Here is a 22570-nt window from a genome sequence, read left to right on the forward strand (position 1 = left end):
CACGTCTGTTTGCCCCAGTCCTCATGCCAAGCTGCGGCGCCCTTTTTAAGCGGGCGTTCAATCTGGTCATTGCCATCCTGCCAACTACCAATGGGTGATACTGACAGTTACCAATACCCGATGGCCGGCTACGCCGTTTGAGCGCCCGGTGACTGCAACGTCGCGAATTCCGCGTCATGCACATCGCAGGCGTGAAACTGCTGCATGCCCTGTTCAACTGCAGCGTGGGCGGTCTTGAAAGCGCCTCAGAACACGCCGTAGTGATATGCAAAGAAGAGCGCCGCGAGCGCGCCAAAAACGGAAAGAAAAGTCATCAATTTGACCATGAACCAATTCTTGAACGTGATTTTGAGATAACGGCCAACATAAACACAACCGGAGCTAGCGCTAGCTACTCCTCATTCAACCCGGCATGCGTTGAATAGTCACCTTGTGGTGTTCGCTAAAGATATTCACAAAACAAAGAGCCCCTGCACATCACTGCGCCGGGGCTCTTGTTTCAGCCACTGTTAAAGCGGCTAGTCCAAACACCGATTACTTAGTGGCGTCCTTGATGTTCTCTTTCGCATCACCGTAGCTCTTTTGCGCGGTGCCTTCTACCTGCTTAGCGATTCCCTTGGCTTGCTGCTCTGGGCTGTTGACCAGTTCCCCCGTCTTTTCCTGAACCTTGCCAGCTGCATCCTTCAAAGCGCCCTTGACTTGATCGGTGTTCATATTCTTGACCCTTTCGATTGATGTAGTGTGCGCATGGCAAATAAGCGATGCATCACGGATTCGATCGTAGGCGGCCGAAGAATCAGTACCGGAAAGAAGAAACCCGTTCAAGTAGTAAGCGCGGGACTACAAACGACAGAACGGAAGTGACTTACGCATTCCAGCCAAACGAAACCGCACACCAAAAGAAAAAGCCCCGCGCTATGGTTTAAATAGCATCGGGGCTTTGTCAGTGGCGGAGAGGGTGGGATTCGAACCCACGGTAGTGTTGCCACTACGCCTGATTTCGAGTCAGGTACATTCGACCACTCTGCCACCTCTCCTGTGTGTCGAAGCCGGGATTCTAGCAGGAAGTTCGTCGCTTCCCGCGCTTCCCGATGGCTCAGTACTTCCCCATGTAGTCGCGCTTGCCCAGTTCCACGCCGTTGTGTCGCGCGATGGCGTACGTGGCATTCACGTGGAAGAAAAACTGCGGCAAGCCGTAGTGCAGAAGGTAGTGCTCACCAGAGAACTGCTTCTCGCGCGCCGTGCCGGGCTGCAGCGTGATCTGGCGCGAGGCGGCGTCTTCGAACGCGGCCGCTGGCAGGCCATCCATGAACGCCAGCACAGCGTCGAGCCGCGCTTGCAGATCAGCGAAACCGGGGCGCTCGGCATCGGGCAGCGACGGGACTGCAGCGCCAGCCAGTCGTGCGGCGATGCCTTTGGCGAAGTCGCATGCCACCAGAACCTGCCGCGCCAACGGGAACATGTCAGGGAACAGCCGCGCCTGCAGCAGCGCATCCGCATCGATCTTGCGCGCGGTGACGTGTGCTTCGGTCTTGGAAAGCACGTCTTTCAGCGAGCCGAGCATCTGGCGAAAAACGGGGACGCTGGCGGTGTACATGAAGGCAGTCATTGCGAATCGATTCTGAAAGAAAGGGTGCCGGCAAAAAACCGGCAGAGAACAGGGCGCAGGCAGCACGGAGCGGATGCCTGCGTACGCATTCTGACGAAAGCTTCACAGAGCTCAGGGTGCCAGCACGGCCATGCCGCCCAAATAGGGACGGAGAATTTCCGGAATCACCACACTGCCATCAGCCTGCTGGTAATTCTCCAGCACCGCCACCAGGGTACGGCCCACGGCCAGGCCCGATCCGTTCAGCGTGTGCAGCAATTCGTTCTTGCCTTGCGCATTCTTGAAACGCGCTTGCATGCGGCGCGACTGGAAGGCTTCGCAGTTGCTGATCGAGCTGATCTCGCGGTAGGTGTTCTGCGCGGGCAGCCACACTTCCAGGTCGTAGGTCTTGGCGGCGCCAAAGCCCATGTCGCCGGTGCATAGCAGCATCACGCGGTACGGAAGGCCGAGCTTTTGCAGCACGGCTTCTGCGTGAGAAGTCATCTCTTCCAGCGCGTCGTAGCTCTTGTCGGGGTGCACGATCTGCACCATTTCGACCTTGTCGAACTGGTGCTGGCGGATCATGCCGCGCGTGTCGCGGCCGTAGCTGCCGGCCTCGGAGCGAAAACAGGGCGTGTGCGCCGTGAGCTTGAGGGGCAACTCGGCCTCGGGCACGACCAGGTCGCGCACGAAGTTGGTCAGGGGCACTTCGCTGGTGGGAATGAGGTAGAGCGCTGCGTTGTCTGGCACGGGCTCGCCGTCCTGCCCACCCTTTTTGGCAGCGAACAGGTCGCCCTCGAACTTGGGCAACTGGCCGGTGCCCTTGAGCGAATCGACGTTGACGGCGTAGGGCACGTAGCACTCGGTGTAGCCGTGTTCGCTGGTCTGCACGTCGAGCATGAACTGCGCCAGAGCCCGATGCAGGCGGGCGATGCCGCCCTTCATGACCGTGAAGCGCGAGCCCGACAGCTTCACGCCCATGTCGAAATCCAGCCCCAGCGGCGTGCCCACGTCCACGTGGTCTTTTACGTCGAACTCGAACGTGCCCGGCGTGCCCCAGCGGCGCACTTCGACGTTGCCGTGTTCGTCGCCGCCCACAGGCACGCTGGCATGGGGCAGGTTGGGAACGGCCACCAGCATGGCCTGCAGTTCTGACTGGATCTGCTCCAGGCGGGTGGCGGACTGCTCCAGCTCCACCTTCGACGCTGCGACCTGGGCCTTGGCGGCTTCCGCGCCGTCCTTGTCGCCCCGGCTGATCAGCATGCCGATCTGCTTGGACAACTGGTTGCGCTGGGATTGCAGCTCCTCGGTGCGGGTCTGCAGCGTCTTGCGTTCAGACTCCAGCGACTGGAACGCCTCCACGTTCAAAAAAGCCTGCGGCTTTTTGCGGGTTTCCAGCCGCGCGATGGCGGAATCGAGGTCTTTGCGAAGAAGGAGGATGTCGAGCATAGCCGGCGATTTTAGTGGCCCGCGGCGCCCTGCCCTTCACGGCCTCAGGCAATGCCGGCCGGGTCGCAGTTGGCACCGCACAGGATGAGCGCCACGGTTTCATCGGCGCGCGGGCGATAGGCGCCGCTTTGCAGCGCGGCCAGCCCCAGGGCGGCGGCGGGTTCCACCGCCAGCTTGAGTTCGCGCCACAGCCACTGCTGGGCGGCGCGGATGGATGCATCGGTCAGCAGCAGCGACTGGTGCACATGGCGCTGCGCCACGTGCCAGGCGATGTCGCCGATGCGGCGCGCACCCAGCGAATCGGCGGCAACACCGCCCACCTCGACATCGACGGGCTGCCCTGCGGCACGCGCGCTGTGCAGCGTGGGCGCGCGCTCGGGCTCCAGGGCCACCACTTGCGCGCGGCTGTCGACCCAGGCTGCCACGCCGCCGATGAGGCCGCCGCCGCCAACGCTGACCAGCAGCGTGTCGGGCAGGCCGCCGGCCTGCTCTTCGATTTCCAGGGCGAGTGTGCCGGCGCCCGCGACGACCTCCGGCTGGTCGTAGGCATGCGTCAGCAGCGCGCCAGTGGCCTGCTGGCGTTCCAGGCAGGCTTGCAGCGCCTCGGAATAGGCCGCGCCACGCACCATCACCTCGGCGCCCAGGTCACGCAGCCGGGCGCGTTTGGCCTCGGGCGACACCTCGGGCACGAAGACCTCGCAGCGCACACCCAGCGCGCGGGCAGCGGCCGCCGTGGCAATGCCCGCATTGCCGCCCGACGCAATGATCACGCCGCTCTGCGGCAGCGTATGGGACGCCAACCGGTTCATCATGCCGCGCGCTTTGAAGCTGCCGCCAGTCTGCAGGTGTTCCAGCTTGAGCCACACCTCCTTGCAAGGCACGCCCAATGCGGCGCCGTTGAGCCGCCACAGCGGCGTTGTGCGCAGAAAGTCGGAGTACGACGCCAGCCGTGTTCTGGCGGCAGCAATGGCAGAGCGATCAGACATTCAATCCTTCCTTGGCACTTGAGCGAACCCAGCAGTTTAGAAGACTCGGATCGCCGTCGCAGCCACATCCGCAGCCCCTCTGCAGTGCTTGGCGCACAAGCGGATACACAGGCGTCCTGCAGCGCCGGCCAGGCTGGTCGATAACATGGCTTGAAGCGCTGGCCAGGGCGAGCGCCCTTTTGCCAACCGGAGGTCAGTCGATGTTCTTTGTATTTGGGCCGTCAGGGCAGATGTACCGCGGTGGCCCGGACAAGCTGGGGCAGGTGGCGCCCGTGCGCCGGGTGCAGCGCCCGCAGGCCCTGCGCACGCGCGAGCTGGACGAGCCGATTCCCGACCCGCTGCCAGCATCGGCACACCAGGCTGCCTCCGCCACACCGCCCGTGGGCATGCTGGCGCAGGCGGTCGCCGCCTATGTCCAGACCGAGCAAGGCCCGCAGGAGCCCCGCCAGCCGCTGTCTCGCGTCAAGGATGTGATGACCGAGGGCGCACTGACCGTGCCGCCCGACGTGCGGGTGAACGATGCCTGGCAGACGATGGCCGAGCAGCATGTGGCGCAAGCGCCCGTGGTCAATGCGCAAAAGCAGGTGGTGGGCTTGCTGCTGCGGGCCGACATGGCGCCGCTGGATCTGCTGCCCGAGCCCGGCGCGGTGAAGGACGCCATCGCCTTGGCCCGGCGGCCGGTGCATGAAGTGATGGTGAGCCCCGTGCCCACGGTGTCCGAAGAGACAGACCTGCGCCGCGTGGCGGCCGTGTTGCTCGATACGGGCCTGCCCGGCCTGCCGGTGACTGACGAATACGGCACGCTCAGCGGCTTCATCTCGCGCACCGACATCCTGCGCGCCGTGGCGGCCGACCCGCCGCTGGATCTCTGGAGCTGAAGCGGCAGCGCCGACTCAGCAAGGCCTGCCGGGGCCGGCCGAATCAGCGGCGCGCATCGCCTTCAGTCGGTGTCGGTCGCTCTCAGTCGTTCAGCGCCAGCGAATTCTCGGCAATGTCCATCGTCGGCATCGGGCTGGCCAGCACCTTGTCGATGGTCTTGCCGTCCATGTCCACCACCTCGAACTGCCAACCCTGCCACTGCACGGTGTCGGTCACCTTGGGCAGTTTGCCGGTCAGCAGCATGACCATGCCGCTCAGCGTGTGGTAGCGGCCACGGTCTTCTTCGGGTACGGACGCCAGGTCCAGCCGGTCTTTCAGTTCCGGCACGGGGATGTGGCCGTCCAGCAGCCAGCTGCCGTCTTCGCGCTGCACGGCCCAGGAGGTTTCAGGGTCCCGCGCGTGGAATTCGCCGGTGATGGCTTCGATCAGATCCTGCAGCGTGACGATGCCCTGCACCTCGCCGTATTCGTCGATGACGAAAGCCATGTGCAGGTCGGACTCGCGGAAGTTGTCCAGCAGTTCCATGCCGGTGATGGTTTCCGGCACGTACAGCGCCGCCTGCAGCGGCTGCGCCGACAAATCGCGCCCCTTCGTGTGCGCGTCACCCACGATCACGCCCTGCCCTTCACGCAGGGTGCGCGTCAGCCACTGGCGCGCGTTCAGCACGCCCAGCACGTTCTCCATGCCGCCGCGCACCACCGGAAAGCGGGCGTTGTCGGATTCTTCGATGCGGCGCAGGTTCTCCTCGAACGGCTCTTCCACGTCCAGGTAGGCCACGTCGGCGCGGGGCACCATCAGCGAGCCGATCTGGCGGTCGTCCAGCCGGAACACGTTGCGCACCATCTGGTGTTCATGCGACTCGATCACGCCGGCGCTGGTGCCTTCGGCCAGCACCGCATGGATCTCGGCCTCGGTCACGGCGCTGGCGCCGTTTTCCTTCACGCCCAGAAGGCGCAGCAGCGCCTGGGTAGAGGCGGACAGCAGCCGAACGAAGGGCTTGGTCGCTATCGCCAGCCAGTTGATGGGACGTGCCACCAAACGGGCCAATGTTTCGGGGTAACTCTGGCCCAGGCGCTTGGGCACCAGTTCACCGACGACGATGGAGAAATAAGTGATGACCATCACGACGACGCCGGTGGCCGTGTAGCCGGCGGCCTTGTCGGACAGGCCCAGGGAGCGCAGCCATTCGCCCAGGGGTTCGGCCAATGCGGCCTCGCCGACGATACCGTTGAGCACACCGATCGAGGTGATGCCGATCTGGATGGTGGAGAGAAAACGGGTGGGGTCTTCGCCCAGCTTCACGGCGGCCAGTGCGCCGCTGTCGCCCTCATCTATCAGCTTCTGCAGCCTGGTCTTGCGGGCCGAGATCAGAGCCAGCTCCGACATGGCGAAAAGGCCATTCAGGAGGATGAGGGCGAAAAGTATTGCGATTTCCATAAAGGGGAAGCGAGCGGCTTCCTCGGAGTCAGACAGATGCAAATTGTAAGAAGTCTGACGCCGCCCGGGGTTTTCAAGGGCTCTGCGCCCAGGCGGGCTGTGCGCCGCCTGGCAGCGGAAATACAAGCCAAATAAGGCTGAAGCGCTTATGCATCAAGCGCAAGCAGCTATCATTTATATAGCAATCAGCGTGCAGCCGGCCCGGTTTCTGGTGTGCGCACGCTGATCTCCAGGCCCGTCGCCGCGTCGATCTTCAGGCCCTTGGGCAGCGGGAACTTGATCGACTCCTCGATGCCGTCCATCTTGCGTACCGATACCGCGCCCATGGCCTTGATGCGATCCACCACCTCGCGCACCAGCACTTCCGGGGCCGACGCACCGGCCGTCAGGCCCACGCGCGCCACGCCTTCGAACCACTCGGGGCGCAGTTCGGCGGCGCTGTCGACCATGTAGGCCGACGTGCCCAGCCGCGCGGCCAGCTCGCGCAGGCGGTTGCTATTGGAGCTGGTGGGGCTGCCCACCACGATCACCAGGTCGACCTGGCCGCTGAGCACCTTCACCGCGTCCTGCCGGTTCTGCGTGGCATAGCAAATATCTTGCTGCTTGGGCACGCGCACTTGCGGAAAGCGCGTGCGCACGGCAGCGGTGATCTCGGCCGCGTCGTCCACGGAGAGCGTGGTCTGCGTGACCACGGCCAGCTTCTCGGTTTGCGCCGGCTGCACGCGGGCGACGTCTGCCACGTCCTCCACCAGGTGGATGCCATGGTCCAGCTGGCCCATGGTGCCTTCCACTTCGGGGTGGCCCTTGTGGCCGATCATGATGAATTCGTAGCCTTCGCGGGCCAGCTTGGCCACTTCGACGTGCACCTTGGTCACCAGCGGGCAGGTGGCGTCGAAGATGGAAAAGCCGCGGTCACGGGCTTCTTGCTGCACCGCGCGGCTGACGCCGTGGGCCGAGAACACCAGCGTGGCGCCTGGCGGCACGTCCGCCAGGTCTTCGATGAAGATGGCGCCCTTGGTCTTGAGGTCGTTGACCACATAGGTGTTGTGCACGATCTCGTGGCGCACGTAGATGGGCGCGCCGAACTTCGTGAGCGCGCGCTCCACGATCTCGATGGCGCGGTCGACCCCGGCGCAAAAGCCGCGTGGCTCGGCCAGGATGATTTCGTTGGGCTGCACGGCCATGGCGTCAGAGCACTCCGATGAGTTCGACTTCGAACGTCACCGGCTGGCCGGCGAGCGGGTGGTTGAAGTCAAAGCGCACAGCGCCGTCTTCGCGCACATCCAGCACCACGCCGGCGTATTGCCCCAGGCCGTCGGGCGTGGGGAACTGCACCACGTCGCCCACGGTGTAGCGCTCGTCGGGGTCGCCCAGGTCGGCCATCAGCTTGGCGGCCACCCACTGCTGCATCTCGGGGTTGTGCTCGCCGAATGCCTCGCCTGCGGGCAGCTCGAACGTGGTGCGCGTGCCTTCGGGCAGGCCCAGCAGGCGCTGCTCCACGGCGGGCGACAGCTCGCCCGCGCCCAGCGACAGCGTGGCCGGCTTGCCATCAAAGGTGTTGATCACGTCGCCTGCCGGGCCGGCCAGGCGGTAGTGCAGCGTGAGGAACGATGTCTCCTGCACGGTCGGCACCGTGGGCGCGGCAACATCGGGGGCGGTGGAAGAAGAGGCGGCGAGGGTCATGGGGCGGGTCTCGATAAACTGCCGCCATTGTAGGAAACCGGGCAATCCCCCATGGCCATCAAAGACCTGCCCACCGATTCGCAGCCGCGCGAGAAACTGCTGGCGCGCGGCCCGTCAGCGCTGACGGATGCCGAACTGCTCGCCCTTTTGCTGCGCACCGGCATCCAGGGCAAGGGCGTGCTGCAGATGGCGCAGGAGCTGCTGAGCCCGCCCGATGCAGCTGGTGCCGGCGGGTTCGGCGGCATCGCCGGCCTGCTACACGCCAGCGCCGACGACCTGAAACGCATCAAGGGCCTGGGCCCCGCCAAGCGCGCCGAGCTGGTCGCCGTGCTGGAACTGGCCCGCCGCGCGCTGCACCAGCAGCTGCGTGAACGCGAGGTTTTTGATTCGCCAGATGCGGTCAAGCACTACCTGCAGCTGCACCTGGCCGCCAAGGCGCATGAGGTGTTCGCGGTGCTGTTCCTCGACAGCCAGAACCGCCTGATTGCGCTGGAAGAACTGTTTCGCGGCACGCTCACGCAAACATCGGTCTACCCGCGCGAAGTGGTGCTGCGCGCCCTGCACCACCACGCCGCCGCCGTAGTGCTGGCACACAACCACCCCAGCGGCAGCGTGCAGCCCAGCCGCGCCGACGAGGCCCTGACCCGCACGCTCAAGACCACGCTGGCACTGATCGACGTGCGTGTGCTCGACCATGTGATCGTGGCGCCAAGTGCGGCCATGTCGATGGCGGAGGCGGGGCTGGTGTGAGCGGCGCCGACATGCGCCGTGCGCGCATCGCCGCCCTGCCGGCGCTGTTGCTGGCCCTTGCCGCATGCGCGCCCCTCGGCAAAGCGCCGGTCCCGGCTGCTGAAACGCCTGGCCTGCGCCTGATCGGCACGGCCACCATCGCCCCTGGCACCGAGGTGCTGGGCAGCACCTTCGGCGGCATCTCCGGCATCGACCACGACGCGCCCAGCGGCCGCTGGCTGCTCATCAGCGACGACCGCTCGTTCCTGCAGCCGGCGCGGATCTACACGGCCACGCTGCGTTACACGGCTGGCCGCCTCGATACACCCGCGATCACCGGCGTGGCCACGTTGCGGCATGCGAGCGGCGTGCCGTTTCCATCGCCGCGCAACCCCACGCCCGACATCGACGTGCCCGACGCCGAGGCCGTGCGCTGGCTGCCCGGCGGCGAGCGCTTTCTGTGGGCCAGCGAGGGCGACTTCGCACGCGGCTTCGGCCCGCAGCTGCGCGAAAGCCGCATCGACGGCACGGCGGTGCGCGACCTGCCACTGCCGCCCGCGTTCACGCCGGCGCAGGGCCGCGGGCCGCGCTCCAACGCCACGCTCGAAGGCCTGGCGCTCACACCTGATGGCCACACCGCCTGGCTGGCCATGGAAGCCGCCTGGCTGCAGGACGGCCCGCGCCCCACGCTGGCCGCGCCCGGCGGGCCGTTGCGCATCACCGCCATCGACGTGGCCAGCGGCCAGCCGCAGCGCCAGATCGCCTACGTGCCGGGCGCCATCGCCGCCGCCCGGCGCATCCCGTGGGGGCCGCAGCTGAACGGCGTGAGCGAGATCCTCGCCGACGGCCCGCACCACCTGCTGGTGCTCGAGCGCGGCTACAGCGCCGGCGCCGGCTTTTCCGCGCGCCTGTACCGCATCGACACGCGTGCGGGCAGCGACACGCTGGCGCTGCAGCAACTGGCTGTCGGCAACCACACCGCCGCGCCCAAGACCCTGGTGGCCGACCTGGACCATCTGGGCGCAGGCACGCTCGACAACCTGGAGGGCATTGCCTGGGGGCCACCACTGCCGGGCGGCGGCCGGGTGATCGTCTTCGTCAGCGACGACAACTTCAACCCAGCGCAAATAACGCAATTCATTGCGGCCGAATACCTGGGCGTGCAGGGCGGGCAGTAGGCATCAGGTACAACCAGCGTTCCATGACGCTCAAAGTCCATTCCCTGCAAGACCTGAAGCCGCTGCGCCAGGCGCTGGCCGAAGCCGCCGAGCGCGAGGCGCAGCGCCTGCGCGATCGGCAGGAAGCGGCGCGGCGTGCCCGCGCCGAGCGCATGCTGTTCCAAGACGCGGTCGGCCCCGTGCAGGCGCTGCGCGGCACGGCTGAGCGGCGCTGGCACCAGCTCGCGCCGCCCGAGCCACTGCCTGTGCAGCGCGAACTGGACGAAGAGCGCGTGCTGCTCGAATCCATCAGCGACGAATTCGACGTGAGCACGCTGCTGGACGTGGACGATCAGCTGAGCTTTCGCCGCCCAGGCATCGGCGCGGACGTGACGCACCGGCTGCGCGCCGGGCACTGGACCATTCAGCGCCAGCTGGACCTGCACGGCCTGCGCATTGACGAGGCACGCGAGGCGCTGGGCGAATTCGTGCGCGTGGCCCACCGCACCGGCCTGCGCTGCGTGCGAGTGGTGCATGGCAAAGGGCTGGGCTCGCCGGGCAAGACGCCGGTGCTCAAAGGCCGCGTGCAACGCTGGCTGGTACAGAAAAAGGAAGTGCTGGCCTTTGTGCAGGCCCGGCCGGCCGAAGGCGGCGCGGGGGCGCTGGTGGTGCTACTGCAGCCGAGCCGACGCCGCATGAACCCACCCAGCTAGATTTCAAGCCAAATTGGCCTCTAGCGCTTATCCATCAAGCGCGTCTAGCTATTAATTCAATAGCAATATCATTCAGGGCGCCTTGGTGGATGGTGTCGCCCCGCTGGGCGGCGCCGCCTCAGCCGGCCCGGGTGCGCATGCCCCGCGCCAGGCCCTGCATCTGCAGCCGCACGCCCAGGCCCTTCAGGTCGTCGCTGCGGCGCAGCTCCAGCCGGCCGCCGTAGGCCAGAGCGATCTGGCTCGCAATGGCCAGGCCCAGGCCGCTGCCCTGCACCGATTCGTCAAAGCGCACGCCGCGCTGGCCGGCCGCCTGCAGCTGATCGGCCGTCATGCCGGGGCCGTCGTCCTCGATGTCCAGCAGCAGGCCGGCCTGCTCGGCGGCCCCCTGCACCGACAGCGTCAGCCGCACGCGCGAGGCGGCCCATTTGCCGGCGTTGTCCAGCACGTTGCCCAGCACCTCTTCCAGGTCGGCCCGCTCTCCGCGCCACAGTAAGGGGCCTGGGGCGTGGTCTTGCAGCGACCAGTCCAGCTCTTGCGCGGCATGCAGGCGCTCCATCATGCGCAGCAGCTGCAGCGCGCATTCGCGCACGTCCACCGCCTGCCCCGTGGCGCCGGGGTGGGCGTGCAGCGCATCGCTCAGGGTGCGCGCCTGGTATCGGTCGACCAGCTGGGCCATGGCCTCGACCTGGCTGCGCACCTCGCTGCTGGGCACCTGGCGCTGCGCGCTGGCCTGTGCGCTCAGCAACGCCAAGGGTTTTTTCAGCGCGTGGTTCAGGTCCACCGCATGGGCGCGCGCACGGGCCACCACATGCGCGTTGTGCGCCAGCAGGCCGGCCAGTTCGTTCTGCAGCGGCTGCAGGTCGCGTCCGGTGGGGGCGGCCAGGTGCTCGGCCACGTCGGGCCCGGCGCCCTGCGGCGCGCGCAGGGCTGCCAGCAGCGCTTCGAGCCGGCGCAGCGGCGCCAGGCCCACACGCACCTGCAGCCAGGCCAGCACCCCCGCCAGCGCCATCAACATCAGGCCGGCCAGCACCAGGGTGCGGTCGATCTGCCGCATGCTGCTTTGCAGCTGGTCCGCGGGGCCATAAACCGTCAGCGCCACCGGCACGGGCGGCTGGCCCAGGCTGATCGGCTGGGCCAGCGACAGCAGGGGCTCCTGCAGCGGCCCGGTGGCCAGGTGCAGCCCGGACGAGCGATGCACCGCCTGCGGCTCGACGGCCAGGCTGTCCATGTCCCACAGCGATCGCGAGCGCAGCACCTGGCTGCCGGCCTGCGCGCGCCAGTACCAGCCGGCGTAGATGGCGCTGAATTCGTCGGCGCCGCTGCTGGCCTCGCGCAGCTCGCCCTGCGGGCCCAGGTGCAGGCGCGCACCCACGCGCTGGGCCTTCTCGCGCAGCACCTGCTCGAAGCTGCCCAGCAAACTCTGCTGCATTTGCCCGCGCAGCCACAGCCCGCCGACTGCCACCAGCAGCAGCATGGGCACCAGCGCCAGCAGCGCGATGCGCGTGGCCATGGGCCACTGGGCCAAGGCCAACGCCCATGCAGAAAAGCCCCTGGCAGCCGGCGTGGGAGTCGGCGCAGGGGCTGCGGGTGCCGAATCTGACGAAGCCGCCGCGGCGGCCTGACCCGGTTCGATCTGCGTCATCGCGCACCCCGGCCGGGCATCAGCCTGCCGCCTCGGCCGCCACCAGCCGAAAGCCCTGGCCGCGCTCGGTCACCACTTGCGGCGCCCCGCCCAACTTGCGGCGGATGCGGCCTATCAGCACGTCCAGCGTGTTGGAGTCCGGGTCTAAATCCCGCGCGTACACGTGCTCGCTGATGTCGGCGCGCGTGAGCAGCTTGCCGGGGTGGTGCATGAAGTACGCCAGAATTTTGTGCTCCTGCGCGGTGAGCTGCAGGCTCTGGCCCTGCAGCGAAAAGCGGCCCTGCACCACGTCGTATTCCAGCGGCCCCGCGCGCAGCACGGCAGCGGCCGAGCCGGCCGTGCGGCGCAGCATGGCGCGCAGGCGCAGCACCACTTCGTCCATCAAAAACGGCTTGGTCAGGTAGTCGTCGGCACCGGCGTTGAAGCCGGCCACCTTGTCGCTCCAGCGGTTGCGGGCCGTGAGCACCAGCACCGGCCAACCGCGGCCCGCATCGCGCCAGTCGCGCAGCACACTCAGGCCGTCCTTGCGCGGCAGGCCCAGGTCCAGCACGGCGGCGCTGTAGGCCTCGGCACTGCCGGCAAACGATGCGGCCTCGCCGTCATGCTCCACGTCCACGGCAAAGCCCGCGGCCTCCAGCGCCGCCTGCAACTGCTCGGCCAGCGCCACGTCGTCTTCCACCACCAGGATGCGCATCAGTCGTCCACCTTCTGGCGCGTCACTTCCAGGCTGACGGCATCGACTTCGAGCTCGAGCTTGAAGCCGTTGGGTTGCTGCAATTCCACGCTGTAATACGGGCGGCGGCGGTGGTCGGTTTCCAGCTCCACCTCCAGCACCAGGCCAGAAAAGCGCGGCCGCAGCGATTCGAGCATCACGGCCATCGACTTAGGGTATGCCGTCGCAGCCCCCGCTTCGGGCGGCGTCAACACCTCGCCCGTGTTCACGTCCACCAGCAGCTTCATCTCGCCCGCAGGCTTGTCGGACAGCTTGACCTCGTACACCGCCTTGCCCTGCGCATCGCGCTCGAATTCCGCATTCACCACGCGCGATCCGTACCGCTGTTCCAGCTGCTTGACGTACCGGGCCATCTGCGCCAGCGCCACGGGCTGGGTGGGCCAATCGCGCTCTTGCGCCACCACGGAGCCGGTGGCGGCGTCCACCAGCACCTCCTGCTTGTCGCCCTTGGCGTCGATGATCTTGATCTCGTAGCGCAGTTCGCCCTTGCGGCCGTGCTTGGTCTCCACGTCGATGACGCGGCCGCCATATTGGCGGCCGATGTCCGCAATGATGCTGTTGAGCGGCTTGAGCTGGCCGTTCAGCACGCCGCGCCGCGCGGCATCCTGCTCGGCGGCCGGGGCCTGCGCGCACGCCAGCGCCAACGCAGCGCAGGCCGCGCTGCGCACCCAGCTATTCCAAATCCTTTTTTTCATCGCGAGATTATTGCGGGCGCTGTTAAACGGCCCATGAACGAGCGCTTCATGGTGGGTTTAGGAACGGTTTTGCACACTGCCCCCAGATTTTTTCAACCACCGCCAACCCGGAAGGAAAGCACCATGAAGAAGACCGTTCTGACCCTGACCATCGCCGCCGCAGCCGCTGCATCCGCCCTGCCCTCCATGGCCTGGGCGCTGACCCCGCAGGAAGCCATCAACGTGATCACCCAGCACCAGTACGTGGCGCCGCAAGACCTGCAAAAGCGCTACGGCTACTGGACGGCCGACGCGCTGGCGCTGGACGGCGTGCGCGTGGACGTGCTGGTCAATGACGCGGACGGCAGCCTCACCACCGTGCGCAAGACCGACATCGGCACCGCGCTGCCCAGCGTAGCGCAGGTGGCCGATAAAGTGCGTGCCAGCGGCTACGCCCTGGTGCACGACGTGGAACTGGACGACGGCTTCTGGGAAGCAGAGGCCCGCCAGTCGCCCCAAAGCGCGAAGGTGGAGCTGGTGCTGCACCCCGTCACGCTGGAAGTGCTGAGCCAGGTCGGCCGAGACGGCGGCACGGTCAACAACCAGCCAGCGCTGGGCGCCGACCAGGTGCTGCAGGCCCTGCAGCAGGCCGGCTACACCCGCATCCACGGCATCGAGTTCGACGAAGGCTTCTGGGAAGCCGATGCCGTCAACACCGCCAACCAGGCCGTGGAACTGCGCGTGGACCCCAACACCGGCAAGGTGCTGCGCGAACGTCTGGACGACTGATCAATTCAAGTCAAAATAGCCTCCAGCGCTTATTCATCAAGCGCTGGCAGCTATCATTTTTGACAAAGGCCGATGTCGGGCACAACCCGGCGTCGGCCTTTGCGCACTCAGCCGGCTTACTACTTCGACAGGTCGATCCGGTACTTGGACGTGCCCTTGCCCGTGCCGTCATCGGCCGCCAGCAGCGACACATTCGCCAGGCCTGCCGCCTGCGCCGCTGGCAGGGCACCGGCGCCCGAGCTGAACACCACCCGCCCGGCCGTGGCGACCTGGGTGAAGCGCCAGCTCTTGGCCGCGCCGTTGGCCGTGCGCGTCACGCCGGGGTTCTTGCGGATGAAGTCAATCACCACGTCGCGGTTGGCGTCGGGCGACGCCCAGATGGTGCCGGAGCCGTCGAGCTTGTCGCTGAAGCTCTTGCCGCTGGTGGCGCGGTAGTTGTTGGTGGCGATCACGAATTCCTGCGCCGGGTTGATCGGCTGGCCCTTGTACGCCAGGTTCTTGATGCGGCTGCCGCGTGGCTGGGTCACGTCGATCTCGTACTGCACATCGGGCGTGGTGAACATGTCGAAGTTGTAGCCCGGAAAGGTGCTGATCAACGGCTGTTCGGTCGTGCGCGCCGGATCGATCTGGTTGAAGCGCTGGGCGGCCGCCTCCAGCCAGGTCTTGATGTCGGCTCCGTTCACCTTCACGGCATAGACCGTGTTGGGGTAGAGGTACAGGTCGGCCGCGCTGCTGATGGACAGCGGGCCGGCGGCCACATCGGTGTAGTCGGCGCCGCCCTGAAAGCCCGACTTGAACGGTGCGCTCACCGACAGCACGGGCAGGTCCTTGTACTGCGCCAGGTTGGCCTGGATGTAGGCCGCCACGTAGGCCTGCTGCGCCTGGTTCACGACCTGGATGGCGCCCGGGTCGCCCACGTCGGCGAACAAGGTGCTCATGCGGAAGTCGGTGGTGCCGATGGGCGTCTTCACGTAGGTGATGGCGGCCTGGTGCTGGGTTTCGACCAGCGGCGCAATGGCCGCGTCAGGCGCGACGAACTCGGTGGCGCCGGCGGCGTTCTTCGTCTGGATGTTGCGCAGCTCGCTCTTGGTGGCGGCCTTGTCCACGCTCCACGCCTTGCCGTCCCACTTCAGCGCCATGCGGATCACGCCCAGCGACTTGCCCCACGAGCTGGCCATGACGGCCGGCACGCCGTTGATGGTGCCGGCCTTGTTGTCCACGCCGGCCTGCGTGTAGGCAGGCGTGGCTGCGGTGTCGGGGAACACGCTGTGCTGGTGGCCCATCACCATGGCGTCGATGCCAGCCACCTTCGACAGGTGCAGGCCGGGGTTTTCCATGGTGGGCGAATAGGCCGACGCATCGAGCCCGCCGTGCAGCAGCGCGACGACGATGTCGGCGCCCTTGGCGCGCAGCTCGGGCACGTACTTCTGGGCGGATTCGACGGCGCCTTCTGTGTAGACCTTGCCGTCGAGGTAGCGCTTGTCCCAGTTCAGGATGCCGGGCGTGGTGAAGCCGATCACGCCGATCTTGATGGGCAGCTTGACCTCCTTGCCGTCGGCATCCTTGGCCACCATCGTGCGTTCCAGCACGGTATAGGGCTGCACCAGCGGCTTCTTCGTCTTGCTGCTGTACACGTTGGCCAGCGCCATCGGGTAGCCGTTGCCGGCGCACTTGCGGCTGGCGTCCACGCCCTCCACGTCCAGCCCGCCGCCCAGCACTTGGTTCAGGAACGGCAGGCCGTAATTGAATTCGTGGTTGCCGAGCGTGCCGGCGTCGAAGCCCAGCGCGCCCATGGCCTTGTACATCGACAGCTGCTGCGTGCAGGCGATCGGGTTCACCACGGCTTCGTAGTCGGCCAGCGCCGTGCCCTGGATGGTGTCGCCGTTGTCCACCAGCAGGGTGTTGGCGAATTCGCCCCGGGCCTGGCGCACCAGCGCGGCGGTGCGCTCGAAGCCGTAGGTCTTGTCTTCGGCCAGCTTGAAATAGTCGTAGCTGCGCACGTTGAAGTGCAGGTCGGTCGTCTCCAGCACGGCCAGCGTGGCCGTGGCGGGGCGCACCGCCACTTCGTCGTCGTCATCGCTGCCACCGCAGGCGCTGAGCAATGCGGCGCTGACCACGCCCAGGGCGGCCAGGCGGAAAGAAACGGAGAGCGGTGCGAGATGGGCGTGGCCCGGTCGGTCGAGGTGCGGCATGTGGGGCATTCGTGGATGAAGCAAACCGCCGAGTGTCGGCACCCATGTTGACAGGGGTTTGACAGTCCCGTGACCGTCCGTGTGTTGCGCTCACGCCGATGCACCCACGCCCCTCGGTATGATGGCCGCCCCCCATGCCTGCATACCCGCTTCTGTTACGCCTGCTGCTGTGGGCCGTGTTCTTTCACACGGCCATCGGCATGCCGTTACACGAAGCCCGGCACTTGCGGGGTTTGGTAGCCGAGGTGGCGCAGGCCGAAGGCGATGCCCTGCGTGCATCGACCGACACGGCGCCCGACAGCCATGGCGAAGAAGCCTATGGCCTGTGCGCTTGGTGCCATGCCTACACCCAGGCCGGCGATGGCATGCTGCCGGACTGCGGCCAGGCGGTGGCAGCCAGCGCAGGCAGCAGCGCGGTGGCACCGCACACTGCCGTGGCCTCGGCGCACCCAGGCCACTGGCGCTTTGCCTCGCGCGACCCTCCGCGCGGCGCTGGCGCGGCGTTCGGCTGAAGCCGGCACGCCCGCCCTTTTTTTTACGCACCACGTCGTTTGTCGTATCAGCGCCGGTCCGCCTCCATGCGGAGCGGCTCCGTGTGTTCGCGCGCGGCCAGGCCGGCCGGGCGCCCTCTTTTTTTCATTGGTCTTTCCATGTCCCATCCTTCCTTCCGCACGCCACGTCGCCCGGCCCTGCGCCCGCTGCCGCTCGCACTCGCCCTGGCCGCCTGCTTCGGCGCCCCGGCGCCCGCGCTGGCCCAGACGGCAGTCGAGCCACCCGTGGCCGAGCTGTCCACCATCGACATCGTGGGCCGCACCGAGTCCGGCGCCTACCACGCCGAAGAAGCGGCTGGCGCCAAGACCGACCTGCCGCTGCGCGAGCTGCCGCAGTCGGTGCGCATCGTCACCCGTCAGGCCATTGACGACCTGGGCGCCACCAAACTCGATGACGTGCTCGACTACGTGGGCGGCGTGTCGCGCCAGAACAATTTCGGCGGGCTGTGGGACAACATCGCCATTCGCGGCCTGCCGGGCAACGAGAACACGGGCATGGCCACGCTGCTCAACGGCCTGTCGTCCAACCGGGGCTTCAACGCGCCGCGCGACCTGGCGGGTGTGGAGCGCATCGAATTCCTCAAGGGCACGGCCGCCGCGCTCTACGGCAGCAGCGAGCCGGGCGGCACGCTGAACATCGTCTCCAAGCGCCCGCAGTGGAAGGCCGCCAACGCGGTGGAAGCCTATGCCGGCAGCAACGGCCTCAAGCGCGGCACGCTGGACAGCACCGGCCCCATTGGTGACAACTTCGCCTACCGGCTGAACGTGGCGGTGGAAGACAAGGACAGCTTTCGCGACCATGTGAGCGCCGAGCGCCGCGTGATCGTGCCGGGCTTCACCTGGAAGCTCGGCCGCGACACGCTGCTGGAATACACGGGCGAATTTTTGCGCCACTCCACGCCGCTGGACCGGGGCGTGGTGGCGGTGAACAACCAGCTGGGCGCCGTGCCGGTCAGCCGTTTTCTGGGCGAGCCCGGCGACGGCGACGTGACGGTGGAAAACCAGACGCACCAAGTGCTGCTGAGCCATGAATGGAGCCCCAACTGGCGCAGCCGGCTGGGCCTGTCGTACCGCGAAACGTCCATCGACGGCTTTTCGACCGAGGCCACTGCACTGCGCGCCGACGGCCGCACGCTGACGCGCCAGCGCCGCTATCGCGATTATTCTTCCGACGACACGGCGGTGCAGGCCGAGCTGCAAGGCACGGTGGCCACGGGGGCGGTGGAGCATGAACTGCTGTTCGGCGTGGAGAGCTTTCGCTTCCACATGAATTCTCTGATGCTGCGCGCCAACCCCTCAGCCGCCGCGCCCTATGCCATCGACATCTTCGATCCGGTCTACGGCCAGCCACAGCCCACGCCCGGCCCCAACACCGACACGCGCGAGCAGCAGCGCAACACGGCGTTCTATGTGCAGGATGCGATCAAGCTCGCGCCGCAGTGGCGCCTGGTGGCGGGCCTGCGCATGGACAACTACACGCAGTCGCTGGAGAACCGCCGCACGGCGCGCACCGACCGCCAGACCCCATCGGCCACGTCGCCGCGCATCGGCCTGAGCTGGCTGCCTACGTCGCAGTGGACGGTGTATGCCAACGCGGGCCGCTCGTTCCGCCCGAACGTGGGCTCGGACGTGAACACCGCCGGCTTCGACCCAGAGCGCGGCCGCGCGCTGGAATTGGGCGCCAAGTGGGAAAGCGCCGACCAGCGCATGGGCGCAACCGCCGCGCTCTTTGACATCCGCAAAAGCAACGTGCTGACGGCCGACCCGCTGAACAGCGGTTTTTCGGCAGCCGCAGGCGAAGTGCGCAGCCGGGGCGCCGAATTCGACCTGGCGGGCCAGTTGTCCGCCCGCTGGCGCCTGAATGCCAGCCTGGTGCTGAACGACGTCGAGATCACGCGCGACAACACGCTGGAAGCAGGCGGCCGCCTGCTGAACGTGCCGCGTGTGACCGGCAGCATGCTGGCGATGTACGAGAACGCCCTGGCCAATGGACAGCGCTACGGCGTGGGCGGCGGCGTAACGTACGTGGGCCGGCGGCTGGGCCAGACGCGCACGCAGGCAGAGGCCAACGCGGGCACGCCCGCGTTCGACCTGCCCGCGTACACCACCGCCAAGCTGGTCGCCTACTGGCGCCTGACGCCCGCGCTGCGCCTGACGCTGGACGTGGACAACGTGTTCGACCGCACGCACTACACCAGCTCGTACAGCCGCGTGTGGGTGACGCCGGGCGCGGAGCGCACGGTGACGGTGGGGCTGCAGGCGCGGTTCTGACGGGCTGACCGCCACCGAAAGCGCCGGACTGGAGGCTCAACCGCCGCGGTTGCGCATCCAGTCCGCCGTGCCCATGAAGCTTTCCTTCAGGCGCGCGCGCAGCGCCTCGGGCACGCCCGTTTCCTGCATGGCCTGGTCCATGCATGCCACCCACTCGTCGCGTTCCTTGATGCCGATGGAAAACGGCATGTGCCGCGCGCGCAGCCGGGGGTGGCCGAAGCGGCTCTGGTAATGGTCGGGCCCGCCCAGCCAGCCACACAAAAACCAGAAGAGCTTGTCGCGTGCGTCGGCCAGCGTGCTGCCGTGTGCGGCGCGCAGCGCGGCGTAGGCGGGCTCCAGGTCCATCAGGTCGTAGAAGCGGTCCACCAGCGCGCGCACGGCAGGCTCGCCGCCGATCCATTCAAACGGTGTGGCGGCAGGGGCAGGGGCGTCGGGAGAAGTCATGGCGGTCAGCGCCGATGAGGCCCACCGGCTATATATGAGTCAAATTGGCCTCTAGCGCTTATCCATCAAGCGCTAGTAGCTATTATTTTAATAGCAAATGAATGCTGTCATTCGGCCGCCCGGCGCAGCGTCTGCATGACGGGGCGGCGCAGGATCTCGCGCATGCCCCACCAACCCGCCGCCAGCGCCAGCACGGCGCCCGCCAGCGCACCGGCCAGCGGCACCCACAGCTGCGCCGTCCAGGTGAAGTCGAACACGAAGCGCGCCAGGGCCCAGCCCACGGCCACCGCCACGCTGCTGGCCAGAAAGCCGGCCAGCAGACCCACGCCCGCCAGCTCGGCCCGCTGCACCTGGCGCAGCAGCCGCGCCTGCGCGCCAACGGCCCGCATGATGGCGTATTCCCGCGCGCGCTCCTCCCGCGTGGCGCTGACAGCGGCGAACAGCACCACCAGGCCGGCCGCCAGCGTGAAGCCGAACAGGAATTCGACCGCGCGGATCACCTGCCGCAGCACGTTCTGCACCTGGGCCAGCGTGGCGCTCATGTCCACGTTGGTGATGTTGGGGAAGGCCCGCACCAGCGCGTTGTCGAAGCCCGGCGTATCCGGCGCCCGGTAGGCGGCCAGGTAGGTGATGGGCATCTCGGGCGGCATGCTGGCGGCCGTGTACATCACGAAGAAATTGGCGCGCAGCGAGCCCCAGTCCACCTCGCGCAGGCTGGTGATGCGCGCCTCGCTCAACACGCCGCCCACGTCGAAGCGCAGGGTGTCGCCCAGCTTCAGGCCAAGGGTCTTGGCGATGCCGTCTTCCACGCTGACTTCGTCTGCCGCGCCCGCCGTCCAGCGGCCTGCCACGATCTGGTTGTGCGCCGGCGCATCGGCCGCGTTCGACAGGTTGAATTCGCGGTCCACCAGCCGCTTGGCGCGGTCTTCGGTGTAGTCGTCCAGGCTGGTGGTGCGGCCATTGATGGCCACCAGCCGGCCGCGGATCATCGGGTACCAGTCGTACTGCCGCACGCCGCCGCCCCGCAATGCCTGCTGAAATGCGTCGGCCTGGTCGGGCATGACATTGATGACGAAGCGGTTGGGCGCATCGGCCGGGGTGGCCCGCTGCCAGCTGCTGATGAGGTCGGTGCGCAGCAGCACCAGCAGCACCAGTGCGAGCAGGCCCACCGCGAGGCTGCTGACCTGCACGACCGCGTACACGGGCCGCGCCGAAATCTGCCGCGTGGCCAGCACCAGCCAGCGCGGCGCGGTAGCTTCGTTCACGCTGCGCCGCAAGAGCTTGACGGCGCCCCAGGCCAGGCCGGCGAAGAGCACGACCGCGCCGGCAAAGCCGCCCACCGCGATCAGCCCCAGCTTCAGGTCGCTGCTGACAGCCAGCAACAGCGCGGCGAACCCCGCCACGCCCACGCCCAGCACCGCCAGCGATGCGGGCTTGAGGCCGCCTAAGTCGCGGCGGATGACGCGCAGTGGCGGCACCTGCGCCAGTTGCAGCACCGGCGGCAGGCCGAAGGCGAACAGCAGGGTCAGGCCCATGCCGAGCCCGAAAGCCACCGGCCACAGGCTGGCGGCGGGCAGCGCGGTTTCCACCAGCCCGGCCAGCAGCAGCACGAACACGTGGTGCACGGCAAACCCCAGGGCCACGCCCAGCGCGCTGGCGAAGAGGCCGATGAGCGTGAATTCGACGATGTAGCTGCCGGCGATGGCGCGCTGGCTCTGGCCCAGCACGCGCAGCAGCGCAGCCGCATCCAGGTGGTCGTTGGCAAAGCCACGCGCGGCCAGAGCCACGGCCACGGCCGACAGCAGCGCGGCCAGCAGCGCGACCAGACTGAGAAAGTTCTGCGCCCGCTCCAGCGTCTGGCGCATCTCGGGGCGGCCGCTGTCCAGCGATTCGACCCGCACGCCATGCACGTCAGGAAGGTGCACGGCCTTGTCCGCCCATTCGCTGAACTGGCGCACGGCAGCGGCGTCGCCCGCCACCGCGAACCGATAAGTCAGCCGGCTGGCGGGCTGCACCAGGCCGCTGGCCGGCAGGTCTGCGGCGTTGACCATCACACGTGGCGCGAAGCTCATGAAGCCACCGCCTCGGTCCGGCTCCAGCGTGATGATGCGGGCGATGCGCAACGTGGCATCGCCCAGCCACAGCCGGTCGCCCATGGCCAGGCCCAGCGATTCCAGCACCGGGGCGTCGACCCAGACCTCGCCAGGCGCGGGAATGCCTTGCGTCGCCTGGCCCGGCTGGCCGGGTGCGTCGGCCGTGCGCATCTGCCCACGCAGCGGGTAGCCCGCCTCCACGCTTTTCAGCGCCACCAGCCGGCTGGCGCCACCCTGCGCGTCGTCCGCCCGGCCCATGGTGGGAAACCCCAGCGTGGTGGCCGCCGACAGCCCCAGCGCCTTGGCGCGCTCGGCAAAGGCGGCCGGCGTGGGGTTGTCGCTGACGATGACGGCGTCGCCCCCCAGCAATTGCAGGGCGTCGCGCTTCAAGCCGCCCTGCAGCCGGTCGGCAAAGAACCCGACGGATGTGAGCGCGGCCACGGCCAGCGTGACGGCCACGATGAGCAGGCGCAGCTCGCCCGCACGCAGATCGCGCCACAGGGTTCGCCAGCCGACGCGGATAAATGAAAATTGCATGGCGGCGACGTTATCGCAAATGC

General features: G+C 67.5%; 21 protein-coding genes and 1 tRNA gene. 8 read left to right on the plus strand and 14 right to left on the minus strand.

Annotation, left to right across the window (positions count from 1 at the left end; all coding sequences use genetic code 11):
• Positions 1-176: 176 nt before the first annotated feature.
• On the plus strand, positions 177-425 hold the full coding sequence (locus tag RQI28_RS16475) for a hypothetical protein (RefSeq protein ID WP_311222384.1): 249 nt from the start codon (positions 177-179) through the stop codon (positions 423-425).
• A gap of 109 nt (positions 426-534) precedes the next feature.
• Here RQI28_RS16475 and RQI28_RS16480 read toward each other — a convergent pair whose 3' ends face one another.
• The 5 genes from RQI28_RS16480 to RQI28_RS16500 all read right to left on the minus strand — a co-directional run bounded on the left by RQI28_RS16480 (position 535) and on the right by RQI28_RS16500 (position 4023).
• Positions 535-714, minus strand: coding sequence for a CsbD family protein (locus RQI28_RS16480; RefSeq protein ID WP_311222385.1), 180 nt, complete (start codon positions 712-714; stop codon positions 535-537).
• A gap of 233 nt (positions 715-947) precedes the next feature.
• Positions 948-1037: transfer RNA gene (locus RQI28_RS16485), tRNA-Ser, on the minus strand.
• 59 nt (positions 1038-1096) lie between these two features.
• Positions 1097-1609, minus strand: coding sequence for a DUF1993 domain-containing protein (locus RQI28_RS16490; RefSeq protein ID WP_311222386.1), 513 nt, complete (start codon positions 1607-1609; stop codon positions 1097-1099).
• A 111-nt stretch (positions 1610-1720) separates the two neighbouring features.
• Complete coding sequence (gene serS / locus RQI28_RS16495) at positions 1721-3037, minus strand: serine--tRNA ligase (RefSeq protein WP_311222387.1); 1317 nt, start codon at positions 3035-3037, stop codon at positions 1721-1723.
• A 44-nt stretch (positions 3038-3081) separates the two neighbouring features.
• Complete coding sequence (locus tag RQI28_RS16500; RefSeq protein ID WP_311222388.1) at positions 3082-4023, minus strand: threonine/serine dehydratase; 942 nt, start codon at positions 4021-4023, stop codon at positions 3082-3084.
• 200 nt (positions 4024-4223) lie between these two features.
• On the opposite strand from RQI28_RS16500, the gene RQI28_RS16505 reads away from it, so the two are divergent.
• Positions 4224-4901: a CBS domain-containing protein gene (locus RQI28_RS16505; protein ID WP_311222389.1), complete on the plus strand. Its 678-nt coding sequence runs from the start codon at positions 4224-4226 to the stop codon at positions 4899-4901.
• 82 nt (positions 4902-4983) lie between these two features.
• Here the strand turns inward: RQI28_RS16505 and RQI28_RS16510 are convergent, their stop codons facing one another.
• The 3 genes from RQI28_RS16510 to RQI28_RS16520 form a co-directional block, all read right to left on the minus strand.
• A complete protein-coding gene (locus tag RQI28_RS16510; protein ID WP_311222390.1) occupies positions 4984-6339 on the minus strand; it encodes a hemolysin family protein in 1356 nt (451 codons plus the stop codon).
• Positions 6340-6524: 185 nt separating this feature from the next.
• Positions 6525-7523: a 4-hydroxy-3-methylbut-2-enyl diphosphate reductase gene (ispH, locus tag RQI28_RS16515; protein WP_311222391.1), complete on the minus strand. Its 999-nt coding sequence runs from the start codon at positions 7521-7523 to the stop codon at positions 6525-6527.
• A gap of 4 nt (positions 7524-7527) precedes the next feature.
• Positions 7528-8022, minus strand: a complete 495-nt coding sequence (locus RQI28_RS16520) for an FKBP-type peptidyl-prolyl cis-trans isomerase (RefSeq protein ID WP_311222392.1) — start codon at positions 8020-8022, stop codon at positions 7528-7530.
• A gap of 51 nt (positions 8023-8073) precedes the next feature.
• Between RQI28_RS16520 and radC the strand changes: the two genes are divergently transcribed.
• From radC to RQI28_RS16535, 3 genes are read left to right on the plus strand one after another with little or no spacing between them, the layout of a single operon-like run.
• Complete coding sequence (gene radC, locus RQI28_RS16525) at positions 8074-8772, plus strand: DNA repair protein RadC (RefSeq protein ID WP_311222393.1); 699 nt, start codon at positions 8074-8076, stop codon at positions 8770-8772.
• A gap of 11 nt (positions 8773-8783) precedes the next feature.
• Positions 8784-9929 (plus strand): esterase-like activity of phytase family protein, encoded by a 1146-nt coding sequence (locus tag RQI28_RS16530; RefSeq protein ID WP_311222640.1) that lies wholly within the window; start codon positions 8784-8786, stop codon positions 9927-9929.
• A 23-nt stretch (positions 9930-9952) separates the two neighbouring features.
• The gene (locus RQI28_RS16535; RefSeq protein ID WP_311222394.1) at positions 9953-10621 is read left to right on the plus strand and encodes a Smr/MutS family protein; all 669 of its coding nucleotides are present in this window, start codon (positions 9953-9955) and stop codon (positions 10619-10621) included.
• 118 nt (positions 10622-10739) lie between these two features.
• Here RQI28_RS16535 and RQI28_RS16540 read toward each other — a convergent pair whose 3' ends face one another.
• The 3 genes from RQI28_RS16540 to RQI28_RS16550 all read right to left on the minus strand — a co-directional run bounded on the left by RQI28_RS16540 (position 10740) and on the right by RQI28_RS16550 (position 13691).
• On the minus strand, positions 10740-12131 hold the full coding sequence (locus RQI28_RS16540; protein ID WP_311222395.1) for a sensor histidine kinase: 1392 nt from the start codon (positions 12129-12131) through the stop codon (positions 10740-10742).
• A 151-nt stretch (positions 12132-12282) separates the two neighbouring features.
• A complete protein-coding gene (locus RQI28_RS16545; RefSeq protein ID WP_311222396.1) occupies positions 12283-12957 on the minus strand; it encodes a response regulator transcription factor in 675 nt (224 codons plus the stop codon).
• A complete protein-coding gene (locus tag RQI28_RS16550) occupies positions 12957-13691 on the minus strand; it encodes a PepSY domain-containing protein (protein WP_311222397.1) in 735 nt (244 codons plus the stop codon). The genes RQI28_RS16545 and RQI28_RS16550 overlap by 1 nt, the downstream gene beginning before the upstream one ends.
• A 123-nt stretch (positions 13692-13814) precedes the next feature.
• Between RQI28_RS16550 and RQI28_RS16555 the strand changes: the two genes are divergently transcribed.
• Positions 13815-14459: a PepSY domain-containing protein gene (locus RQI28_RS16555; RefSeq protein ID WP_311222398.1), complete on the plus strand. Its 645-nt coding sequence runs from the start codon at positions 13815-13817 to the stop codon at positions 14457-14459.
• A gap of 119 nt (positions 14460-14578) precedes the next feature.
• Here the strand turns inward: RQI28_RS16555 and RQI28_RS16560 are convergent, their stop codons facing one another.
• Positions 14579-16651 carry a bifunctional 2',3'-cyclic-nucleotide 2'-phosphodiesterase/3'-nucleotidase gene (locus RQI28_RS16560; protein ID WP_311222399.1) on the minus strand — a complete coding sequence of 691 codons (2073 nt, stop codon included), beginning with the start codon at positions 16649-16651 and terminating at the stop codon, positions 14579-14581.
• A 134-nt stretch (positions 16652-16785) separates the two neighbouring features.
• Between RQI28_RS16560 and RQI28_RS16565 the strand changes: the two genes are divergently transcribed.
• Together RQI28_RS16565 and RQI28_RS16570 are read left to right on the plus strand one after the other, a co-directional pair.
• Positions 16786-17163 carry a hypothetical protein gene (locus tag RQI28_RS16565; RefSeq protein WP_311222400.1) on the plus strand — a complete coding sequence of 126 codons (378 nt, stop codon included), beginning with the start codon at positions 16786-16788 and terminating at the stop codon, positions 17161-17163.
• A 138-nt stretch (positions 17164-17301) separates the two neighbouring features.
• Entirely contained in the window at positions 17302-19473 is a 2172-nt protein-coding gene (locus tag RQI28_RS16570) for a TonB-dependent siderophore receptor (RefSeq protein ID WP_311222401.1), read from the plus strand.
• A gap of 36 nt (positions 19474-19509) precedes the next feature.
• On the opposite strand, the gene RQI28_RS16575 is transcribed toward RQI28_RS16570, so the two are convergent.
• On the minus strand, positions 19510-19917 hold the full coding sequence (locus tag RQI28_RS16575; protein ID WP_311222402.1) for a group II truncated hemoglobin: 408 nt from the start codon (positions 19915-19917) through the stop codon (positions 19510-19512).
• Positions 19918-20024: 107 nt separating this feature from the next.
• A complete protein-coding gene (locus RQI28_RS16580; protein WP_311222403.1) occupies positions 20025-22547 on the minus strand; it encodes an FtsX-like permease family protein in 2523 nt (840 codons plus the stop codon).
• Between the last annotated feature and the right edge of the window lie 23 nt (positions 22548-22570).

Origin of the sequence: Acidovorax sp. WCS2018Noco2-16 (genome assembly GCF_031843945.1) — a bacterium.
Taxonomy (GTDB): Bacteria; Pseudomonadota; Gammaproteobacteria; order Burkholderiales; family Burkholderiaceae_C; genus Paracidovorax.